This is a genomic window from Shewanella sp. SM23, from assembly GCF_025654295.1.
Taxonomy (GTDB): Bacteria; Pseudomonadota; Gammaproteobacteria; order Enterobacterales; family Shewanellaceae; genus Shewanella; species Shewanella oncorhynchi.
Genome location: NZ_JAKKRM010000002.1, coordinates 146,708 through 167,359, shown reverse-complemented (window position 1 = coordinate 167,359; position 20,652 = coordinate 146,708). Strand labels below are relative to the sequence as shown.

At 46.0% G+C, this 20,652-nt stretch carries 14 protein-coding genes; 11 read left to right on the top strand and 3 right to left on the bottom strand.

What is annotated here, in order from left to right; all coding sequences use genetic code 11:
* Positions 1-35: 35 nt before the first annotated feature.
* Together mfd and L5L98_RS03825 are read left to right on the top strand one after the other, a co-directional pair.
* Positions 36-3,521 carry a transcription-repair coupling factor gene (mfd, locus tag L5L98_RS03830; protein WP_263138952.1) on the top strand — a complete coding sequence of 1,162 codons (3,486 nt, stop codon included), beginning with the start codon at positions 36-38 and terminating at the stop codon, positions 3,519-3,521.
* Positions 3,521-4,522, top strand: a complete 1,002-nt coding sequence (locus L5L98_RS03825) for a peptidoglycan binding protein CsiV (RefSeq protein ID WP_263138660.1) — start codon at positions 3,521-3,523, stop codon at positions 4,520-4,522. The genes mfd and L5L98_RS03825 overlap by 1 nt, the downstream gene beginning before the upstream one ends.
* Positions 4,523-4,570: 48 nt before the next feature.
* Here the strand turns inward: L5L98_RS03825 and L5L98_RS03820 are convergent, their stop codons facing one another.
* From L5L98_RS03820 to L5L98_RS03810, 3 genes are all read right to left on the bottom strand, one after another.
* Positions 4,571-4,846 (bottom strand): acylphosphatase, encoded by a 276-nt coding sequence (locus L5L98_RS03820; protein WP_028759808.1) that lies wholly within the window; start codon positions 4,844-4,846, stop codon positions 4,571-4,573.
* Positions 4,847-5,444: 598 nt separating this feature from the next.
* Positions 5,445-7,145, bottom strand: a complete 1,701-nt coding sequence (locus L5L98_RS03815; RefSeq protein ID WP_263138656.1) for a toxin-antitoxin system YwqK family antitoxin — start codon at positions 7,143-7,145, stop codon at positions 5,445-5,447.
* A 10-nt stretch (positions 7,146-7,155) separates the two neighbouring features.
* On the bottom strand, positions 7,156-9,399 hold the full coding sequence (locus tag L5L98_RS03810) for a hypothetical protein (RefSeq protein WP_263138654.1): 2,244 nt from the start codon (positions 9,397-9,399) through the stop codon (positions 7,156-7,158).
* Between the two features lie 1,495 nt (positions 9,400-10,894).
* Here L5L98_RS03810 and L5L98_RS03805 point away from each other — a divergent pair.
* From L5L98_RS03805 to hisF, 9 genes are all read left to right on the top strand, one after another.
* Positions 10,895-11,200 (top strand): hypothetical protein, encoded by a 306-nt coding sequence (locus tag L5L98_RS03805; protein ID WP_263138651.1) that lies wholly within the window; start codon positions 10,895-10,897, stop codon positions 11,198-11,200.
* Complete coding sequence (locus L5L98_RS03800) at positions 11,166-12,233, top strand: hypothetical protein (RefSeq protein ID WP_263138650.1); 1,068 nt, start codon at positions 11,166-11,168, stop codon at positions 12,231-12,233. Before L5L98_RS03805 ends, L5L98_RS03800 begins: the two co-directional genes overlap by 35 nt.
* 1,277 nt (positions 12,234-13,510) lie before the next feature.
* Positions 13,511-14,410 (top strand): ATP phosphoribosyltransferase, encoded by a 900-nt coding sequence (hisG, locus tag L5L98_RS03795; RefSeq protein WP_105252639.1) that lies wholly within the window; start codon positions 13,511-13,513, stop codon positions 14,408-14,410.
* 3 nt (positions 14,411-14,413) lie between these two features.
* Complete coding sequence (hisD, locus tag L5L98_RS03790) at positions 14,414-15,736, top strand: histidinol dehydrogenase (protein ID WP_263138648.1); 1,323 nt, start codon at positions 14,414-14,416, stop codon at positions 15,734-15,736.
* A gap of 90 nt (positions 15,737-15,826) precedes the next feature.
* A complete protein-coding gene (gene hisC, locus L5L98_RS03785; protein WP_263138951.1) occupies positions 15,827-17,014 on the top strand; it encodes a histidinol-phosphate transaminase in 1,188 nt (395 codons plus the stop codon).
* A 114-nt stretch (positions 17,015-17,128) separates the two neighbouring features.
* Positions 17,129-18,220 carry a bifunctional histidinol-phosphatase/imidazoleglycerol-phosphate dehydratase HisB gene (gene hisB, locus L5L98_RS03780; protein ID WP_263138647.1) on the top strand — a complete coding sequence of 364 codons (1,092 nt, stop codon included), beginning with the start codon at positions 17,129-17,131 and terminating at the stop codon, positions 18,218-18,220.
* A gap of 31 nt (positions 18,221-18,251) precedes the next feature.
* Positions 18,252-19,046 carry an imidazole glycerol phosphate synthase subunit HisH gene (gene hisH / locus L5L98_RS03775; RefSeq protein WP_263138646.1) on the top strand — a complete coding sequence of 265 codons (795 nt, stop codon included), beginning with the start codon at positions 18,252-18,254 and terminating at the stop codon, positions 19,044-19,046.
* Between the two features lie 70 nt (positions 19,047-19,116).
* Positions 19,117-19,854 carry a 1-(5-phosphoribosyl)-5-[(5-phosphoribosylamino)methylideneamino]imidazole-4-carboxamide isomerase gene (gene hisA / locus L5L98_RS03770; protein ID WP_263138645.1) on the top strand — a complete coding sequence of 246 codons (738 nt, stop codon included), beginning with the start codon at positions 19,117-19,119 and terminating at the stop codon, positions 19,852-19,854.
* On the top strand, positions 19,836-20,609 hold the full coding sequence (gene hisF, locus L5L98_RS03765) for an imidazole glycerol phosphate synthase subunit HisF (RefSeq protein WP_006081894.1): 774 nt from the start codon (positions 19,836-19,838) through the stop codon (positions 20,607-20,609). Before hisA ends, hisF begins: the two co-directional genes overlap by 19 nt.
* The last annotated feature ends 43 nt before the right edge of the window (positions 20,610-20,652 follow it).

The following is a 20,652-nucleotide window of genomic DNA, read 5'->3' as shown; positions in this document are numbered from 1 at the left end:
AACTCTTTGTGAATGAATCAGTTTATCGCACGCCAATGACTCACATATCAGCCTTAACGCCGCCAGCCGTCAAAAATGGCACTCAAATTCAGACTCTGTCCACCGTGGGCGGCGTTTGCCAAGCCGTTACACTCGCCAATTTAGCGCGTCAACATAAGGGAACGACCTTAGTCGTCACCAGTGACACGCCAAGTGCCTTAAGCTTAGAGTTAGAGCTGAGTTATTTGCTCAGTAAAACAGGCATTAAGGTCAGATTATTCCCTGACCGCGAAACCTTGCCCTACGACAGTTTTTCGCCCCATCAGGATTTAATCTCCCAGCGACTCGAAACGCTATCGCAGCTGTCTCAGATTGAGCAAAATATCGTTATCGTGCCCGTCACCACCTTGATGATACGCCTGCCACCTAAGGCCTATTTAAGCGCAAACGTGTTTGTGCTCAAAAAGGGGGATAGCTACAAGTTACACGATGTACGCCAGCATTTAACCGACACTGGCTACCATTCGGTGGAGCAAGTGTATGAACATGGCGAGTTTGCCATTCGCGGATCGATTCTGGATATCTTCCCAACGGGGATGAATATGCCACTGCGCATCGAGCTATTCGATGAAGAAGTGGAAACCATTCGCCATTTTGATCCAGAAACCCAACGCTCATTGCAACCTGTCGACTCGATTCGCCTATTGCCCGCGAAGGAATTCCCAACCGACAGTTCGGCCATCGAAGGTTTTAGGCAAAGATACCGCCGCCGTTTTGAGGTCATAGTCAAAGAGCCAGAATCGGTTTATCAGCTAGTGAGCCGTAACTTGATGCCGGCGGGGATCGAAAACTACCTGCCGCTGTTTTTTGATGACACAGCCACCTTATTTGACTATCTCCCCAAAGACACTCAACTCGTCACCTTAGGCGATATCGAAAAGTCAGCTCGCGCCCATCTGCAAGAAGTCGAGCATCGCTATCAAGACAGACGCGTCGATCCGCTGCGCCCATTACTGGCGCCTAAAGAGCTGTATTTACTCATAGAAGAGTTATTTGCCGCCTTTAAACCGCTGCCACGTTATCAAATGCAAGTGCCAACAGATGGCACTGAAACAACGAAAGCGATGGTGATTGCCGCCAGCACCCTGCCCGACATCAGCGCCAATCATAAATTAAAGCAACCGCTGCTAGCGCTGCAAGATTATGCCAGCAGCGCCAAACGCATGTTGTTTAGCGCTGAGTCCGAGGGTCGCCGCGAAGCGCTGCTTGAATTACTCGCTAAAATTCAGTTAAAACCTGCACTGTTTAACCATTTTGATGAATTTATTCAAAGTGATACCAAGTTAGGCCTTATCGTGTCGCCGCTGTCACGCGGTTGTTTGCTGCAGCTCAGCGCCAAAGAAAGTATCAGTATCATTTGTGAGACGGAACTCTTCGGCCATCGAATTTCCCAGCAACGCCGCCGTGAAAAACAGCGTCAGATCAGTAATGATGCCCTGATTAAAAACTTGGCCGAACTCAAAGTTGGCCAACCCATAGTGCATTTAGAACACGGCGTTGCACTTTATAGGGGCTTAGTCACCCTAGATACAGGTGGATTGGTCGCAGAATACTTGCAATTAGAATACGCTGGCGGTGACAAACTGTATGTGCCAGTGTCTTCATTGCATCTCATCAGCCGTTACAGTGTTGGCGCCGATGAAGACGCCCACTTAAATAAACTCGGCAACGAGACGTGGGCTAAAGCCAAGAAAAAGGCGATTGAAAAAATCCGCGACGTCGCAGCCGAGCTGCTCGATGTCTATGCCCGTCGCCAAGCGCGTCCCGGCGAAAGCTGCGCAATTGACGAAGAAGAATACGCTCAATTCGCCCGCGGCTTCCCCTTCGAAGAAACCGTCGATCAAGAAAGCGCCATCATCGCCGTGTTAGCCGATATGCAATCGCCGACCGCAATGGACAGATTAGTCTGTGGCGATGTGGGCTTTGGTAAAACCGAAGTCGCCATGCGCGCCGCCTTTGTGGCCGTCAACGCTGGCAAACAAGTGGTCGTGCTAGTTCCGACCACACTGCTTGCCCAGCAACACTATGAAAACTTTAAAGACAGATTTGCCGACTGGCCCGTGGTCACTGAAGTGATGTCACGCTTTCGCACCGCCAAAGAGCAGACTCAAGTGCTGCAGCAATTGGAAGAAGGCAAAGTCGATATCGTTATCGGTACCCACAAGTTACTGCAATCTGAGGCCAAGTTTGAAAACTTAGGCCTATTGATTATCGACGAAGAACACAGATTCGGTGTGCGTCAAAAAGAGAAAATCAAGGCGCTGCGCGCCAACGTGGATATCTTAACCCTGACCGCGACGCCCATTCCGCGCACCTTAAACATGGCCATGTCGGGCATGCGCGATTTATCGATTATCGCCACCCCGCCCGCCAAACGTTTAGCGGTGAAAACCTTTGTACGGGAATCGGATCCCGCGACTGTGCGCGAAGCCATTTTGCGGGAAATTCTCCGTGGCGGCCAAGTGTATTACCTGCACAATAATGTTGAAAGTATTGAGAAATGTGCCCAAGGCATTATCGATTTATTGCCTGAAGCGCGAGTCGTTGTTGCCCACGGTCAAATGCGTGAGCGCGATCTAGAACGGGTAATGTCAGACTTTTACCATCAAAGATTCAACGTGTTAGTCTGTACCACTATTATCGAAACCGGTATCGACGTCCCAAGTGCCAACACCATTATTATTGAGCGCGCCGACACCTTTGGTCTGGCGCAGTTACACCAATTGCGCGGCCGCGTCGGGCGTTCGCACCATCAGGCCTATGCCTATTTGATGACGCCGCATCCCAAACGTATGACCCCAGATGCGCGCAAACGTTTAGAAGCCATTGATGCTCTTGAAGATCTCGGGGCGGGCTTTATGCTGGCGACCCAAGATTTAGAGATCCGCGGCGCAGGTGAACTCTTGGGCGATGAACAGAGTGGCCATATTTCGAAAATTGGTTTTAGCTTATACATGGAAATGCTCGAAGCGGCAGTAAAAGCCTTAAAACAAGGCAAAGAACCGTCACTGGCGCAAATGCTCAATCAGCAATGCGAAATTGAACTGCGTATCCCCGCCCTACTGCCTGAAGCCTATGTGAGCGACGTAAATATTCGTCTGTCGCTCTATAAACGCATCGCAGGGTGCGAAACACAGGCGGCGCTGGATGAGTTAAAAGTCGAATTAATCGACCGTTTTGGCTTATTACCTGAACCGACGCGTAACTTAATGGAAATGACCCTCTATAAACATGAGGCGACTCGCTTAGGTGCGACTAAAATAGAAGTGCACAGTAAAGGTGGCAGCATCGAATTTAGTGATGATCATGTCATAGATCCTGTGTTTATTATTGGATTACTCCAAAGCCAGCCACAAATCTATCGAATGGAAGGACCGAATAAGTTAAAGTTCAGCCTTGCAGCCGAAACCAGTAAAGACAGGCTCGCTTTAGTGAAACTCTTGCTAGAACAATTATCGCAACATCGTCTTGGAGATAAATAGTGTTACGTAAACTCGCGGTCTCTATCGCTACACTCATTGCACTATCACACAGTCAGGTCGTCCAAGCAGAAGCTTGGTTCGAGGTTGAAGTCTATGTGTTTGAACGCCAAAGTCAGTCAAGTGAACAATGGCCTGATGCGCCAAACAAGACGAAAACAAATAACGCAATAGACTTAATCTCCCCAGCTATCGCGCAAGCAATCACGCCGATACCCAGCGCATCTGCGCCTTGCACACTGGTCTTTGATGCCGATGCAAATAGCCACTGCGCTGAAACCTTAAACGGTACCTCGACGTCAGAACCTATGCCTGCCGCGCCTGCGAGTGTGGAATATCGTTACCCGCCGGTGATCCCATCAGAAATCAGCAGCGCACAGATCAGTTATCCTACAGCCAATGGCAACCCAGTATTGTTAACCCGCAGCCAAAGTCAGTTCGCGAGCATTATCAATAGTATTTCCCGCGAACGTGGTACGCGCAGTTTACTGCACATGGCTTGGCAACAACCTATGCGTGGTAAAAGTGGCTCAGTACCCATACGCTTATTTGCGGGTAAAGATTTCTCAGGTACTTATCACTTCGATGGCAGAAAAATCATTAAGCAAGCTCAAGCAGAGCCTATGACTAATGCCGATGGCACATCAATGCTTGCACCTGCTGTATCACCAGTATGGGAATTAGATGGCACACTGAATATCTATTTAAGCCACTATTTGTATATTGAAACCGCATTGCACTTGCGCAAAGAAGGCAGAAAATTAATGCCAGCCGTACCCAGTGATGCGGCCGATACCAGCGCAACACTCACGGCGCCCAAAGTCATGACACCATTTTTAATGTCTGTGCCTTTGGAGCAAAACCGCCGTGTGAAGAGTGAAGAAATCCATTATTTAGATCATCCCGAAATGGGCATGGTGATCCAAATCCGCAAGATGGCGCAACCCAGTGCAATGCAAAATATTCAGAATGCCGAATCAATACAAACTGTTGGCCAATATTGAACAAACGCACAACCCGCACAATTCTTAAGTTAACACGGTACGTTTAAATTAAGACTGAACGATGGAGAAATCGAGGTAGATATCATCAGCCTCGTCTTCTCCTACCGTTACGGTTAATCCCTCAGTGCAAGGCACACCTACTTCGCACCAAGCAATTAAAGCATTAACAGCAATGTCACTGCCTTGGGCGAGTACTTCAACACTGCCATCGCGGCAATTGGTTACATATCCTGTCACGCCCAAGGCTCTGGCCTTAGTCAAGGTCGCATGACGGCAACCAACACCTTGCACTTTTCCCGTCAAATTAATTAATACTCGCTTCATCTCACGCTCCTTTTTCACGGAACCTTGTTATAGAAATAAGCATAGCCGCAATTATCCAAAGGCTAAGTGTTAACCTATGGATTTGTAGAACAAAAAACAAACAATATTTAAATTTAGGCAAAAAAAACAGCTAACAAGACTGCTGCTAGCTGTGTCGGGCGACATACGCAAAGGGATATCCAATAAATGGACAAATAAAACAGCAACTCTGTATCATTTTGTTACAAAATAGCAAGGGTCGCTACTTTACACAATAAATAATTATTTTCAAGAGTTTGAAAAGTAAAACTATCCATCCCGAATGAATATAATGCTTTTAGCTGAAAATCAGCTCGTACACCCATCTGCATTGTTAATGTTTAAAAACACCCCCTGTGATAGCCAAAGAAGTATAAAGGCGTGTTGACGTTTAACGCTGAGATTGTGTTTGTTCTGGCAAGTTAGTAAACGCGAAACGAGGGGTTGAGAAGTGAGCCCTTTAATGACAAGCGGTGCGTATGCCTGACGATAAAGCAAGGCAAGCAAACTAGATGCAAAAAGCAAAAAACCGACCTAATTAGCCGGTTTTTGCTTGATTGTGTGGTTAGGTGATGAAGTGCTACTCGCTTATCATCAGACCATTTTGATAGCGATACTCGGATGAGGGTTCACCATTAAAGTAATACACCGACCTGCCGTGCAGTTGATTATCAAGATACTCATCACTTTGCAGCAGGCTGCCATCTTCGTTAAAACTATAGCCTTTGCCTTGCAATTGACCTTTATCATCATACTGGGCCTGCCCTAATAAATGGCCATTGGCGGAAAAGGCTTGCCAGTGACCCACTTCGTGTCCAGCTTTATAGTTGCCATGCCAGAGCTTAACCATGCTGTAGCTGCTTTCATCTTGCAGCAGCCATTGGCCTTCGCGCTGACCGTTAACATACTGACCTTGGGCTTGCAGTTGTTTATCAAAGCCACGCAGTAAATACGCGCCATGTAACTTAGCGTTTTTATAAAACTCTCGACGCATTATCGTGCCATCGGCTGCTATTTCTGTTTGTTCACCACTCAGCTCACCTTGTTGGTTAAACTGCTCATTGCGCGTCGTATCCGCGTTTTTTGTGACCCACTTGCCGGACTTTAACCCTAAGTGATATTGGCCGATGACAAAACCGCCGTCCTCGGCCTTATCTTCTCGATATGCACCGTGCATTTGACCTTTGCGGTAGTTTATCCGCCTGATATAACCGTTCCAGCCAGCACCGATATACAAGCCATCGTATCGCCCCTTGAGTTGTTCATCACGTTCAATCAGCTCTCCTGCTGCATCAAAACGCTGACGTAAGCTCCAGTCTTTTGCTGTATCTTGCTGATATTGATAAGTTAACTTTCCCGCAGAATCGAAGCGCTGTTCAGTGCTAGTCCGACCTTTAGCGAGGTATTGCGTGTCGGTTTGGGTCGCAACGTTACCGGCATTATCATAGGTAATATGTTGAATTTCACGACCATCCTTATCATACTTTTGCAGCTCTGCTAACCGCCCTTGTTCATCAAAACGCTGCTGGTTTCCCACCTGTTTATCATGCTCATAGTGTTTAATCTCTTGCAGCACATCGGCAGCTCGGTAAATCAACACTTCGCCGTGTATTTTCCCCTTAAGATAAAACTCTTTAGTGTATAACCAGCCGTTTTTTGTCCAATACAGTCGCTCGCCTTCTCTTTTTCCCGCCACCATATTAACGGTTTGCTCCGGCTGACCATTGTTATGAAAGCTTTCATATAGCCCTTCCATACCGTTAGCGCCGTAGGTTACGCGTGTTTGCTGCTGGCCATTGTTAAAATAACTTTGCGATAATCCTAATTCAGCCCCATTCACACGATGCTGAAGCTCCCTTAATTGACCATTAGTATGGTAACTTTTCTGATCTCCATGCAACTGGCCATGCTGGTAGTGGTACTCTCCCGAGAGCGCTCCGTCTTCCCAATAATGCAGATGCGTGCCCTGATAGCGCCCTTGCGCATCGCTACTGCCCTTGCGAGACAGTTGACCATCGGGGTAGAAAAACTCGAAATCACCAACGATAAAACTCTCGGCTAAATTGGGACTGTTGACGCTGCCCTTAAAAACGGATTTATCCGTCTCCAGATAAAAGAGTTGTAGCGGCCACTCACCATTTTGCTCTGTCGGCGCTTGCTCCTGATAATAAATGGCTTCACCAGGCACATCGCTAAGCCGCCATAGTTCGTCGAGTAAAATTCGCTCAGCCGACAGATTAAACGACATAAGTAGCGCAGATAATAGTAATAAGACTCTCATATTCTGCTCCTTAAGGTAACGCAGGGAATGTATTAACCCACTGTTTATTGACCGGTTCGCCGCTTATCGTCAGCTGCTCTATCTGTGCTGCGCGCCCCGCCAGTACAAACCAGCGTTCCTCACGTAATACTTGCTGCAACGGACGCTGATAAAAATCACTGCTGTCACCTTGAATAGCAGGAGCTAGCTGTAAATTTTGCGCATTTAAAAAACGATAGCGCCGCATAAAGTCGGCCACGGTTTGACGGATATCAACATTCGGCAACTGAGTGATATCAATCAACCAGCTTTGCTCGGGTTGATACGCTAGCGCTTGCCATTTGGGCGTACCGGTACAGGCCAAAGTGCTGCTGACATTTATGTCGTAAAAATTGCGGCGGATCCCATCGGCGCTAGTCAGTTGATACAGCACAAACTTATCCAGCCCTCCACCAAAACCCGTGTTGTTAGTGTTAGTGCTTGTGTTTGTCCATTGCAGTGTGTGCTCGTTGACCTTAGGTGCATCGACAACACTGAGCGTGCACACAGCTGCCTGCTCGGAAGTTAACAGCAAACTGACGCCGTATTTGGCCACGACTTGCGGCTCCAGTAAGGCGGGGTCTTCAGGTGCAGTAACTTGCGGCTGATTAACATAGGACGCATACATATCATCACTATAAAGCAGTTGTTGCTGCGCCGGCGGATAGGCGACATTTTGCGCGTAATCTTGAGTCGGAATAAAACGAATGTTCTTAGTCAGTTCACCACTGTCAACCACAGTATTCACATAGAGTGTCAGCGTGGGCGGCGCTGCGGGAAAGGTAAACTGTGTGATCGATTCATATTGTGCCGATGAGGCCAACGCCAGCATATTTTGCTCTGCCGGGGTTAACCAATCCGGCCCAGTGGGCGGCGGTGAAAGATATTTCACCATAGCGCCTTCGGCACCGTCAAAGCGCCGGTATAACCAAGATTTGTCAGTGCTGCCTCGCGATTTCAGCAAATAACTGAATGGTTTATCTGGGATTGGCGAGAGTTCCAGCTGTATATCTTCATACTGCAAGGCCACAGTTTTGCTGGGATCGGGGGTCAGGTTAAGTTTGACTAATTTCGCGCCGCGATAATGGGCAGTCGCGCGAAACTCAGCAACCTGAGCTAAGAGGTCATTCGGCGCATTCCAACCGATAAGCAAATTCTGCTGCTCAGACTGATGGAAACCATCCTGTTCTGGATAACTATAACTACCTACCTTGCTCAATTGCAGCGGCAGTACTGTGCCATCCGCACTGTGTGCTGTGATATCGGTTAAGCTAAACCCGCCTTCGGGTTTAAAACCTGAAAAGTCATACTGATAAATCAGCTTTAATAAATCATCTTGCTGGTAAAAGTAGCCCGCATCATAGGCAAATACAGCATCTTGGGTTAAGGTCTTATTGACATTATCCAACACAACGTCAGGTTGTTTTTGATACTCAAATACTGGGAAATCATAAAAACCTAAATACTGTGTCAGATCGCCCAACTGGCGCTCCTGCGGCAACATAATAACGTTGCTGCGCACTGTGCCCTTATAGCCGTAGCGCTCAAACGGCGCTTCTGCCACTAAGGCTAACTGCGCTAACCACCCCCGCTCACGTTCTAACATCAACTGACCGTATATTTTGGCTTGCTCGCCGCCACTTTCAACTTTGGCTAACACATGAGTATCAGTGACTTGCAAGACGGTAAGTTTTGCATTGGCGTGGCCTTGATAGGCAGGAAGCGCGACAACCGCCCCCGCTTTTGCGGGTATGGTGCTAAGAAAGGCCGATGAGCTAAAGAGCTTTTTCAGTTCCTGCTCAAGCTCTGCGCCGCGTTCAGCCAGCAGGGCCTGCCATACCGGTTTGTTCAATGCACTGAATTCTTTAACGCTGCCATCGTCTAGATTTAAAGAAAATTCAAATCCCTGCGAGAAAATAGCGTGCATTTCGGGATTACGATCGGCCCGCTGGCCACTACTGACGCCACTCCCTTGACCATCGCGCATGTTCATATAATCGACGTGCACTTGAAACCGACTGTTTTTGCCTGTTTCGAGGACCTTATAACGCAGCAATTGATGTGACGTGGCGTTAACCGTTTCGGTACGCTGACCATTGTCTACAGTGATGTTAGTGGTGCTATACAGCTGATACGAGCGCTCTTCCCCTTTTTCAGGCGTAAACTCAACATCAGCATCCCCAAAAGAACAGGCCGATAATAAACAGCATGCAACTACGCTAACCAAGTACTTCATGGTTATTCCTTGTATCTCAAACAAATAGTAAGCGCCGCATTATGCCCGTTCATACCCAGTAAATAAAATGCTTTGGCTATTTATGCCTGTCCAGCGCGACACCTGAGTGCTCGACTAAAACATCCTTTTTAGATAGCCACTGTTGCAATAATGACAATCTTAGGTAAGTTTTTAATGACAAATTCCGGCATCAATAACTGATGCAAAAAGCTAGCTGTGCAGCATTAATTGTCATTGTTTCCCAGTGACTCGCCGATTTTTTATTTAATAAGAAGTATCCCTTTGGACTCGACGGTAACATCTGCAGCACATGGAAGTGTAAATACCGCGTTCACATGGTCAATGATGTTCCCGACATCATAGTGACATTTCCCATATCCCTATGGGTCAGATGTGAAAGAGCGGCCATGTTACCAACGGTCACGATTGCAACAATGCCAATCCTAACTAACACTTCTGCTGTTCGTTTAGCTAAAAAGATATTTGCCCCAAAGCAAGATAATTTTGTCGTCAGTTTGCGACTTGAATTGTCATTGCTTCCCCAGTGACACGCCATAAACTCGTCCCTGAGGGCTCGACGGCGGCATCCATGCCGCCAACGGTCACTGGTGCAACAATGCCTATTCAGAAATGAATCACCAGATCTTTTGCTATCGACCCAAAGCCATCAGTACGGTTACTTAAGCTTGCGAAATGAACCAACACCTTACATATTCTAACGTTTCTATGCACAACATATGCAATAGAAACAGCCTTCACTTTTTTCATGAGATTACTGTATTTATGTTGTGATTCTATGAGTTAACAATGAAAAAACAAAAGGCGGATCAGATATGGTGAGCATGTTTATCTTTTTATTATCGAGACAATTATTTGAAAATATTATCTTTTTTATTATTCGTAATTAACATATAGCACCAACAATTGTCTTGGCATGTAACGTTTCACTTTTTCTGCATAAAAAATATTGGAATCTCATGGCAAGCGATGCTAAGTTACTGGCATATTTAAATTATTTTTGATATCTAAGTCATTTATTATTTAAGTTCCACTAGAAGTCTGGGTAGTACGCTGTTACGTGACGCTCTAAATGTTATCGAACCCCAAGAGATTGGGAAATCCACAAAAATGGAATAAAAGTTTACTATGCAACAAATAGAAAAAAACTCTCCGCTTGTGAACATATCACTTCTAGAAAGCTTGCAGGGCCAAAAAAAGCAGATGAACTAGATCTTTTTATTCAATTTTTAGCTGATATTTTAGAAGATCTTAACACTGAAACAATTGATAAATCTGATCTTCAAAACGCATTCAATGATCGGTTTAAAATAGTCACACCACTAGGAGCATTAAATTCGCTACTTATCAGAGCGAAAAACTTAGGGATATTGATAAAAGATAACAAACAATATTTTGTTCAATTTAAAAAGTACATGAACTAACACAGCAGTCAAAGCTAAAAAAATATGAGATTAAAAACTCAATAAATAGTATAGTGGAATATTTAATAACTTATGCTAAAGAAGAATTTGGAGAGGATATAACCTATGAATTTGGTGAAGAATCACTTTATAATTTCATAAGGGCTAACATATCAATATTCACTGAGAATATTGATGGAGGCATTCCAGAAACAAAGACAAAAATCAAAAACAAACAATATTTGTTAGCAAGCTTCATTAAATATATTCATCAACAGAAAAAATCTTTAATCCCAGACATCACTAGAATAGTAAAAGGAACTTTATTAGCAAACTATTTAACCTTTGCAGATAAAAGTTCCCAAAAAAACAAAATTTAATAACATCACAATTTATTTTGACACTCCAATCATAATCGGTTTACTCGGTTGGAATGGGCCTACTCGTAAGAAATATCTGCATGAGATTCTAGAGCTAATTGTCGATCTAAATGCAAAAGTAAAAATATTTGATGTTACTACACGAGAGATAAGGGGCGTTTTCTCTTTCTGGATAGAAACATTACAAAACAAAAAATATCATTTATCACATGAAATGACACGTCAATTATTCAATTCCAAAGGTGTTACACCTGAACAAATTAACACTGAGTCAGTACTATTAGAGTCTAATTTAAATGGAATTGGAATTGAAATAGATAATGACTTTATATTAAAAGAGCAATTCTGTTTTGATGAAAATAAATTAGAAAAATTTCTAAGACGAGTTGGATTTAAAAGAACATCACATGACATAACATGTGTTTCTAGAGTATTTAATTCTAGAGATGGAAAGTCAATAAACTCCTTAAATGAAAAATTCTCAACCTTTATAACATCAAATAAAACAATTGAAAATGTTACAAACCGTTTCTTTAAAAATGAGATAGAAAAAAATTCGATCCAAGTTGTTACATCGGAGAAATGGTTAGCAACATTTCTATGGCTGAAACACCCTGAGCATTTTGCTTCGTTACCTTTTGATATGTTATTGACCGATGCTTATACTGCGTTAAACTCTGATGATGTGTTTTGGGATAGCTTTTTAAAACGTTTTAAAGACCTAAAAAAGAAAGGCAATATTTCAGAAGATTATTTCAATTTAGTCAGATGGAACAGTTCACTATTTAATATGGTACAGCATGCATCCGTACTTGGTGGTGAAGATATTGCTGAAGATGATATTTATGCAATTGTGGAAGAAATAAAATCAAAACAATTAGCTGAAAAAAATGCTGAAATAGCCGAAAAAACTAATGAGCTTGGTTCTGTAAAGTCGGAGTTTAATCATACAAGCCAAAAGGTAAAAAATGCAATTAACATATTCATTCACGGCATATCCTCAACAATTGCAATCACTTATAGTTGGTTATAGTCTGTTGGAATGTATTACTTTGGACCAAGTATATATGCTATAAATCAACAAGATAGAAATAATGGAATTATTGAAGCATCTGGCTATCTAGGCTTTTTTATTATTTTCTCTCTAGCAGCAATTGGTGCGATAGGTGGTGGTCTTTACATATATAAAAAAGTATACAGTTCACTTTCAAACTTAATTACAAAACATTTCTTTTTAAAAAATTAATAAAAATCCATTTGAAACAATACAACTCAAAAATTAACATATCTCTACAAAAACAGAGTTGGAATAAACTTATATTGTATCGCGCCTAATGTGCTAATACCCAGTTTTCCATCACTGTCACAATGCGCGTAACATGAAGTATGAAAGCCAAAACATAAAGTTAAATAGTCGATTAGATTAGCACAAACCCACTCCTTTTATCTTGCTTTCATTATTTGCAATAACCGGCGTACCATACATTTAGTCCAATATAGTGGTACCTACGATCGTTAATTTAGATCTAGTATTTTAACCTACAGACTAAACGAATGCTCAAAGATGAGCCATGGTGATTAGCGAGACGACCGTCCGCCCCATGGCGGGGCGGTCGAGCATCCAAGGACGGACTAGCTGCGAGTCGGTGAGTGAACACCATGGCAAGCCTGTATTAATGAATATCAGCAAATGCTCACAACTCAAGTTACAGTTCCCCCTGCACGACTTCCAACACATTTCCATCTACTTTCAACATCCACCCAACAAAAATGCTCAATAACTTTATTTAACGATAACCCTCTGCCTTTCACAAAAACGCATAAATATTCTCATTTAATTCAAATTGGCTGTTGCAAAGGCTCATAAAAGCGGTTAGTTTAAATCCACTTATACGGATAGACGTCCGTAACAACGAATTCAACGCTTCACTGTATTTCGAGCAGTTAAGCCAATAAAGTTAAATACCGAGAGAGTAAAATGAGCAAACTACTGAACGCTATCCACCACCATCACCACCATATGCGGTAGCCTTCGGACGCTCACTGCCGGAGGACTATATCCTTCTGGCGGACTGATTCAAGATGATCATAAACCCCTGGAAGGAATTCCGGGGGTTTTTGCATTTAGGCGTTAATTTGGGTTTTAATTTAAATAAGCAACTTTAGATATTTAATAAATTATCAATACGTTAGCTAGAACACTTAGCTAGATTTCTTAGCTAGGGCCCATTGAATGGCAAGGCGTATTAAACCGATTAAACAACACTTTTTGAATCTTTTAATTTTGATACTTTTGAGCGAGATAACACTATGACTGAATCGAACCGTTTACGCATCGCCATCCAAAAATCTGGCCGTCTTTCTACTGACTCTCAGCAACTGCTAAAAAGCTGTGGTGTTAAATTTTCCATTAATGAACAACGCCTTATCGCTCATGCTGACAATATGCCTATCGATTTACTGCGCGTTCGTGATGACGATATCCCAGGTCTAGTGATGGACGGCGTAGTCGATATGGGGATCATAGGTGAAAACGTGCTCGAAGAAGAACAAATCGAGCGTCAAACTCTGAACAAACCCGCAGAGTGCCTCAAACTGCGTCAGTTAGATTTCGGATCATGTCGCCTCTCGTTAGCCGTACCAACAGAATTCAGTTACGCCGATGCCTCCTCGTTAGAAGGATTACGCATCGCCACGTCTTACCCGAACCTGCTGCGCCGTTTTATGCAACAAAAAGGCATAACTTATCGCGACTGTATGTTAAAAGGTTCGGTTGAAGTCGCCCCGCGTGCTGGCCTTGCCGATGGGATTTGTGATCTCGTGTCGACGGGGGCCACCTTAGAGGCCAACGGTTTATACGAAACCGAAGTGATTTACCGCTCTATGGCCTGCATCATTCAATCGACCCAAACTCAATCGCCGACTAAACAAGCACTCATCGACAAAATTCTGTCCCGCGTCAACGGCGTTATCCGCGCCCGTGAGAGCAAATACATACTGCTGCACGCGCCAACCGAAACCTTAGATCAAATCGTCGCCCTACTGCCCGGCGCGGAAAACCCAACCGTATTGCCATTAAATGATGATACTAACCGCGTGGCTATCCACGCCGTCAGTACCGAAGATTTGTTCTGGGATACCATGGAACAGTTGACCGCACTCGGTGCCAGCTCGATTCTGGTCATGCCAATCGAAAAAATGATGGGGTAATGTATGGAAATCCTAACTTGGTCAACCTTATCAACCGCCGAGCAAAAAACGGCTCTGAAACGCTCACCTTTAATTGGTGACAGCGGCTTAGAGCAAAGCGTTCGCGCTATTATCGATGCGGTGGCAACGCGGGGTGATGCCGCTATTGCTGAATTTAATCAAAAGTTTGATGGCTTCAATAACGCGACTAGAGATTTAAATGGACAAGGTAGTGGTGAGCTGCGTCTGAGTGAAACCGAGATTGCTGCGGCAAGCGCACGAGTATCACCAGAGCTGAAAGCGGCGATAGCCAAAGCCATGGCGAATATAGATGTGTTTCACAGCGCCCAGCAATTTCGCCCGATTGATATGGAGACCGAGGCGGGAGTACGCTGCGAGCTACGTAGCGAACCGATTGAAAAAGTGGGTTTATATATCCCCGGTGGCAGCGCACCATTAATTTCTACCGTGATGATGCTTGCCCTCCCCGCCAAGATCGCCGGCTGCGAACAAAGAGTATTGGTCAGCCCACCGCCCATCAACGATGCCATTATCTATGCAGCCAATGCCTGCGGGATCACTGAAATCTATCAAGTGGGCGGCGCACAAGCCATTGCGGCACTGGCCTTTGGCACAGAAACGATTCCGGCGGTCGATAAGATTTTTGGTCCTGGTAATCGCTATGTGACGGAAGCTAAACGTTTAGTGTCACAGGATGGTCGCTGCACTGTGTGTATCGATATGCCGGCTGGCCCTTCTGAAGTGTTAGTGATTGCCGATAGCGACACCAATTGCGAATTTATTGCCGCCGATTTGCTTTCACAAGCAGAGCACGGCCCTGATTCGCAAGTGATTTTAGTGACAGATTCGCAAGCTATCGCCGATGGCGTAAATGACGCGCTGACAAGACAGCTCGCTGCCCTGCCGCGTTGTGATATAGCTACAACGGCACTACTGAGCAGTCGCACTTTTGTTGTGGACGATATGCTACAAGCCGCGCAGGTTTCCAATCAATATGGGCCTGAGCACTTGATCATTCAAACGCGCTTTCCCCGTGAGGTGCTGAAAAACATTCGCGCCGCGGGCTCGGTATTTTTAGGCGCTTATACACCTGAATCTGTTGGCGATTATGCCAGTGGCACCAACCACGTGCTACCGACTTACGGTTACAGCCGCGCCGTGTCGAGCCTGTCATTAGCCGACTTTAGCCGCCGCTTTACCGTGCAGGAACTCAGCGCTAAGGGCTTAATCGGATTGGGGCAAGCAGTCATGACGTTAGCCAGTAACGAATTGCTCGATGCACACAAAAATGCCGTTGCCATTCGTCTAGCTAGCCTAGAGAAATGACCCGCCTAGATCTTAAGTGATTAGCACTTAAGTGAACAACTCTTAAGTGATTAGCCCTTAAGTTTATAAAAATAGAGCTGAGTGAAGAAAATGAGCCAAGTGAGCAATATGGAAAAGACAGCAGACCCCACAGCATCAACGTTAGCAGCATCAACGTTAGCGCAATCGGCGCCGCTAAATTTAGCCGAGCGTTTAGCGCGCCCTGAGTTACTGGATTTAACACCCTACCAGAGTGCCCGCAGACTGGGCGGTCGTGGTGATATTTGGATCAATGCCAACGAATCGCCTTTTAATAATGTCGATACGGCAGCGCTCGATTTATCAAAATTGAATCGTTACCCAGAATGCCAACCGCCGCAGCTTATCAATGCCTACAGCGAATACAGCGGCGTGAGCGCCAGCAAGATAGTTTCCAGCCGCGGCGCCGATGAAGCGATTGAACTGTTAATTCGCGCCTTTTGTATTCCAGGCGTCGACAGCATCGCCTGCTTTGGCCCGACGTACGGCATGTATGCCATCAGTGCGAACACCTTTAATGTGGACGTTAAAGCATTAAATCTCAGCGCGGAATATGGCTTGCCGACAAGCTATGCCGAGGACGTTCGCGGCGCAAAACTGGTGTTTATCTGCAATCCCAATAACCCGACGGGGACTGTGATCGACAAAGCCATTATTGAGCAAGCGATCAAGGCCCTGCCCAACACGCTTGTGGTAATCGACGAGGCCTATATTGAGTTTTGCCCCGAATACAGTGTGGCGGATTTGCTGGAAAGCTATCCGAATCTAGTGGTACTGCGCACCCTGTCAAAAGCCTTTGCACTTGCCGGCGCACGCTGTGGTTTTATGCTGGCAAACGAGGCCGTAGTCGAAATCATTATGCGCGTGATTGCGCCCTATCCAGTGCCGCTGCCCGTGAGTGAAGTCGCCACCCAGGCGCTATCGAGCGCAGGCGTTGCAAGGATGAAAGTGCAAGTCGCACAATTGAATGAGCAAGGCGCCAGACTCACAGCGGCGATCAGCGCCTATTGTTCAAAATCGAATAGTTCAGAGTCCCGCGCCCGCGTGCTTAAACCTAACGGCAATTATGTACTGGCTGAATTTGATGATGTCGCCAAGGTAGCTGCGTTACTGCAAGGCAGCGGCGTTGTCGCCCGCGCCTACAAAGACCCAAGGCTTGCTAAGGCCATCCGTTTTAGCTTTAGTTCAAAGGCGGATACCGATGTGTTAGTGAATTTATTTGAATCGCAACGCACTGAGCAGTCATCAGAAAACGAATAATAAGTCACTGATAATAAATCTCTGATCATAAAAAACTAATAAAAAGCGAATGCAACGCTGAAAGTTAAATCAGCTTAAGCATTAGCTAAACGAATTGAATTTGAAGGTAGAGCCATGAACCCACAATTTGTCCCGAACGTTGCACAAAAAATTCTGTTTATCGACCGCGATGGCACTTTGATTGAAGAGCCCATCACCGACAAACAGGTCGATAGTCTGGCTAAATTAGTATTTGAGCCACAGGTGATCCCCGCTTTGCTACGTCTGCAAAAGGCGGGATTTCGTTTAGTCATGGTCAGCAATCAAGACGGCCTTGGCACACCGTCTTTCCCGCAGGTAGATTTCGACGCGCCCCACAATATGATGATGCAAATCCTCAAAAGCCAAGGGGTTAACTTTGAAGATGTGGTGATTTGCCCGCATTTTAACGATGAAAATTGCAGCTGCCGTAAACCTAAGCTGGGGCTAGTAAAAAACTACCTCACCCAAGGCTGCATCGATTTCACCCAATCAGCTGTAATTGGTGATCGCGAAACCGATGTGGAACTCGGCAATGCCATGGGCATTAAAAGTCTGAAATATCAACGCGAAACGTTGGGCTGGAATGCCATCGCTGATGCGCTGCTGAATAAAGGCCGCACCGCCACGGTCGTACGTACCACCAAAGAAACCGATATTCGCGTGACAGTGGATCTCGACAGCCCCGTTAAAGGCAAAATCGACACAGGCATTGGCTTTTTCGACCACATGCTCGATCAAATTGCCACCCACGGTAATTTTAGAATGGATGTGAAAGTCGATGGCGATTTAGAAATCGACGATCACCACAGCGTCGAAGACACTGCGCTAGCCATAGGTGATGCCCTGCGCCAAGCGCTCGGTGACAAACGCGGCATTGCCCGTTTCGGCTTTAGTCTGCCGATGGACGAAGCCAAGGGCGAATGCCTGCTGGATATCTCTGGCCGCCCTTTTATCAAGTTCTCGGCCGATTTTGAGCGTGAGCATGTGGGCGAAATGGCCACAGAAATGGTGCCACACTTCTTCCGCTCCTTTGCCGATGGCCTGCGCTGTACGCTGCATGTGTCAACCGAAGGCGATAACGATCACCATAAGGTTGAAGCCCTGTTTAAAGTGCTCGGCCGCGCGCTACGCCAAGCGGTTAAAGTCGAAGGCGATATTCTGCCATCGAGCAAAGGCGTGCTTTAAGGCATCAGCATAAATCGTTTAAGAGGTTAGGATGCAACAAGACACTCTATTAATAGCTGGCCAGCAATTAACAGCAAATGCATCACTAGATGCTGAAACCGTCATCATAGACACGGGCTGTGCCAATTTAAACTCAGTACGTTTCGCCTTCGAGCGTTTAGGCGCTAAGGTATTGGTCACAGACGATAAAGCCAAAATCAAAGCGGCAAAACGTGTGGTACTGCCGGGTGTGGGCACAGCGGGAGCCGCCATGGCGTCCTTACATGAAAAAGGTTTAGTCGAACTCATTCAAGGCCTGACTCAACCTGTGCTGGGCGTGTGCCTTGGCATGCAAATGCTCGCGGCGATTTCTAAGGAGCGCGGCGGCAAAGGTCAAGACTGCAAATGCTTAGGCATAATCCCAACCGACATTTGCGAGCTGGATACCCAGTTACTCAAAGCTGAAGGCTTACCTTTACCGCACATGGGCTGGAACCAACTTAAGCTAACGACAAACTCACAAGGAGCCAAAACCCCTAGCGTTCACCCGCTATTTGCGGGCATTGAAGATGGCAGTTATGTGTATTTCGTCCACAGTTACCGCGCGCCGTTGAGTGAATTTACATTAGCCCAATGTACCTATGGTGAAGGCTTTAGCGCCGCCATCGGCAAAGGCAACTTTATGGGCGTGCAGTTCCACCCCGAAAAAAGTGCTGCCGTGGGCGCGCAAATTCTGCGTAACTTTTTGCTGATGGACGAGTTACAGATGAACAAAGCTCTGGTGAACAAAGCGCTGCGAAGCAACTCTGCTGATGGCCAAGCGGGTGTAAATAAGGCTGACCAATGAATAAATTACTCATCAAAAAACTAGTTATTAATAAATCACTTATAAACAAATCAATCAAGGATCTGAGCTTATGATTATTCCTGCAATTGATTTAATTGATGGCAATGTCGTCCGCCTCTATCAAGGTGATTACGGCCAGCAGACCACCTTTGATTTAAGTCCTTTGGCGCAGTTGCAATCCTACGAGGCACAAGGGGCGAAATGGTTGCATATCGTTGATTTAACGGGCGCGAAAGATCCCGCTAAACGCCAAACTCGCCTTATCAGTGAACTCGTGGCGGGACTAAACGCTAACATTCAAGTGGGCGGCGGTATTCGTACTGAAGAACAAGTCACTGAATTATTAGCTATCGGTGTAAAACGAGTGGTAATTGGCTCACTTGCGGTGAAAGAACCTGAGTTAGTTAAACAATGGTTTATCAAATACGGCAGCGAAGCGATTTGCCTCGCGCTCGATGTCAATATCAACCAGAGCGGCGAGAAAATGGTCGCCGTATCAGGTTGGCAAAGTGGTGGCGGTAAGAGTTTAGAATCCCTCGTAGAAACCTTTAGCGCGGTCGGCTTAAAGCATGCGCTAGTGACTGACATTAGCCGTGATGGCACCTTAACGGGCGCGAATACCGCGCTTTATCAAGAAATTGCTGCAAGTTATCCCGATATCGCTTGGCAAGCCTCCGGCGGTATTGCAACTCTTGATGATGTGAGCGCCGTGCGAGACAGCGGCGCTGCGGGCATCATTATCGGTAAAGCCTTGCTTATCAATCAGTTTAACGTGGCGGAGGCAATCCAATGCTGGCCAAACGACTAGTCCCCTGTTTAGATGTGAAAGACGGTAAAGTAGTGAAAGGCGTGCAGTTCCGTAACCACGAAATTGTCGGCGATATCGTCCCGTTAGCCGCGCGTTATGCCGAAGAAGGCGCCGATGAGCTAGTGTTTTATGACATTACCGCCAGCGCCCACGAACGTGTAGTCGATAAATCTTGGGTGAGCCGCGTGGCGGAGCAGATTGATATTCCCTTCTGCGTGGCAGGTGGCATTAAAACCATTAGCCAAGCCCGTGAATTATTAGCCTTTGGGGCGGATAAGATTTCGATTAACTCGCCCGCCTTAACTGATCCGAGTCTGATCTCGCGCCTGCAGGACGAGTTCGGCCGCCAATGTATCGTGATTGGTATCGACTCCTTTTTCGATGCCACCAGCAACAGCTATAAGGTAAAGCAATTTACCGGCGATGAAGCGGCAACTAAGGATACGCAGTGGTTCACCCAAGACTGGGTTGAAGAAGTACAGAAACGAGGTTGTGGTGAAATCGTGCTCAATGTGATGAACCAAGATGGCGTGCGCGGCGGCTATGATATCAAGCAGTTAAGTCTTGTTCGTGCCATCTGTGACGTACCTTTAATTGCCTCTGGCGGTGCAGGGACTATGGCGCATTTTCGCGATGTATTTATTGAAGCTAAGGTCGATGCGGCGCTGGCGGCGAGCGTATTCCACAAGGCGATTATCAACATCGGTGAATTAAAAGCCTATTTAGCGGCCGAAGGGATCGCGATTAGACGCTAGAGCGGTTCTAGGTTCTAGGTTCTAGGTTCTAGGTTCTAGGTTC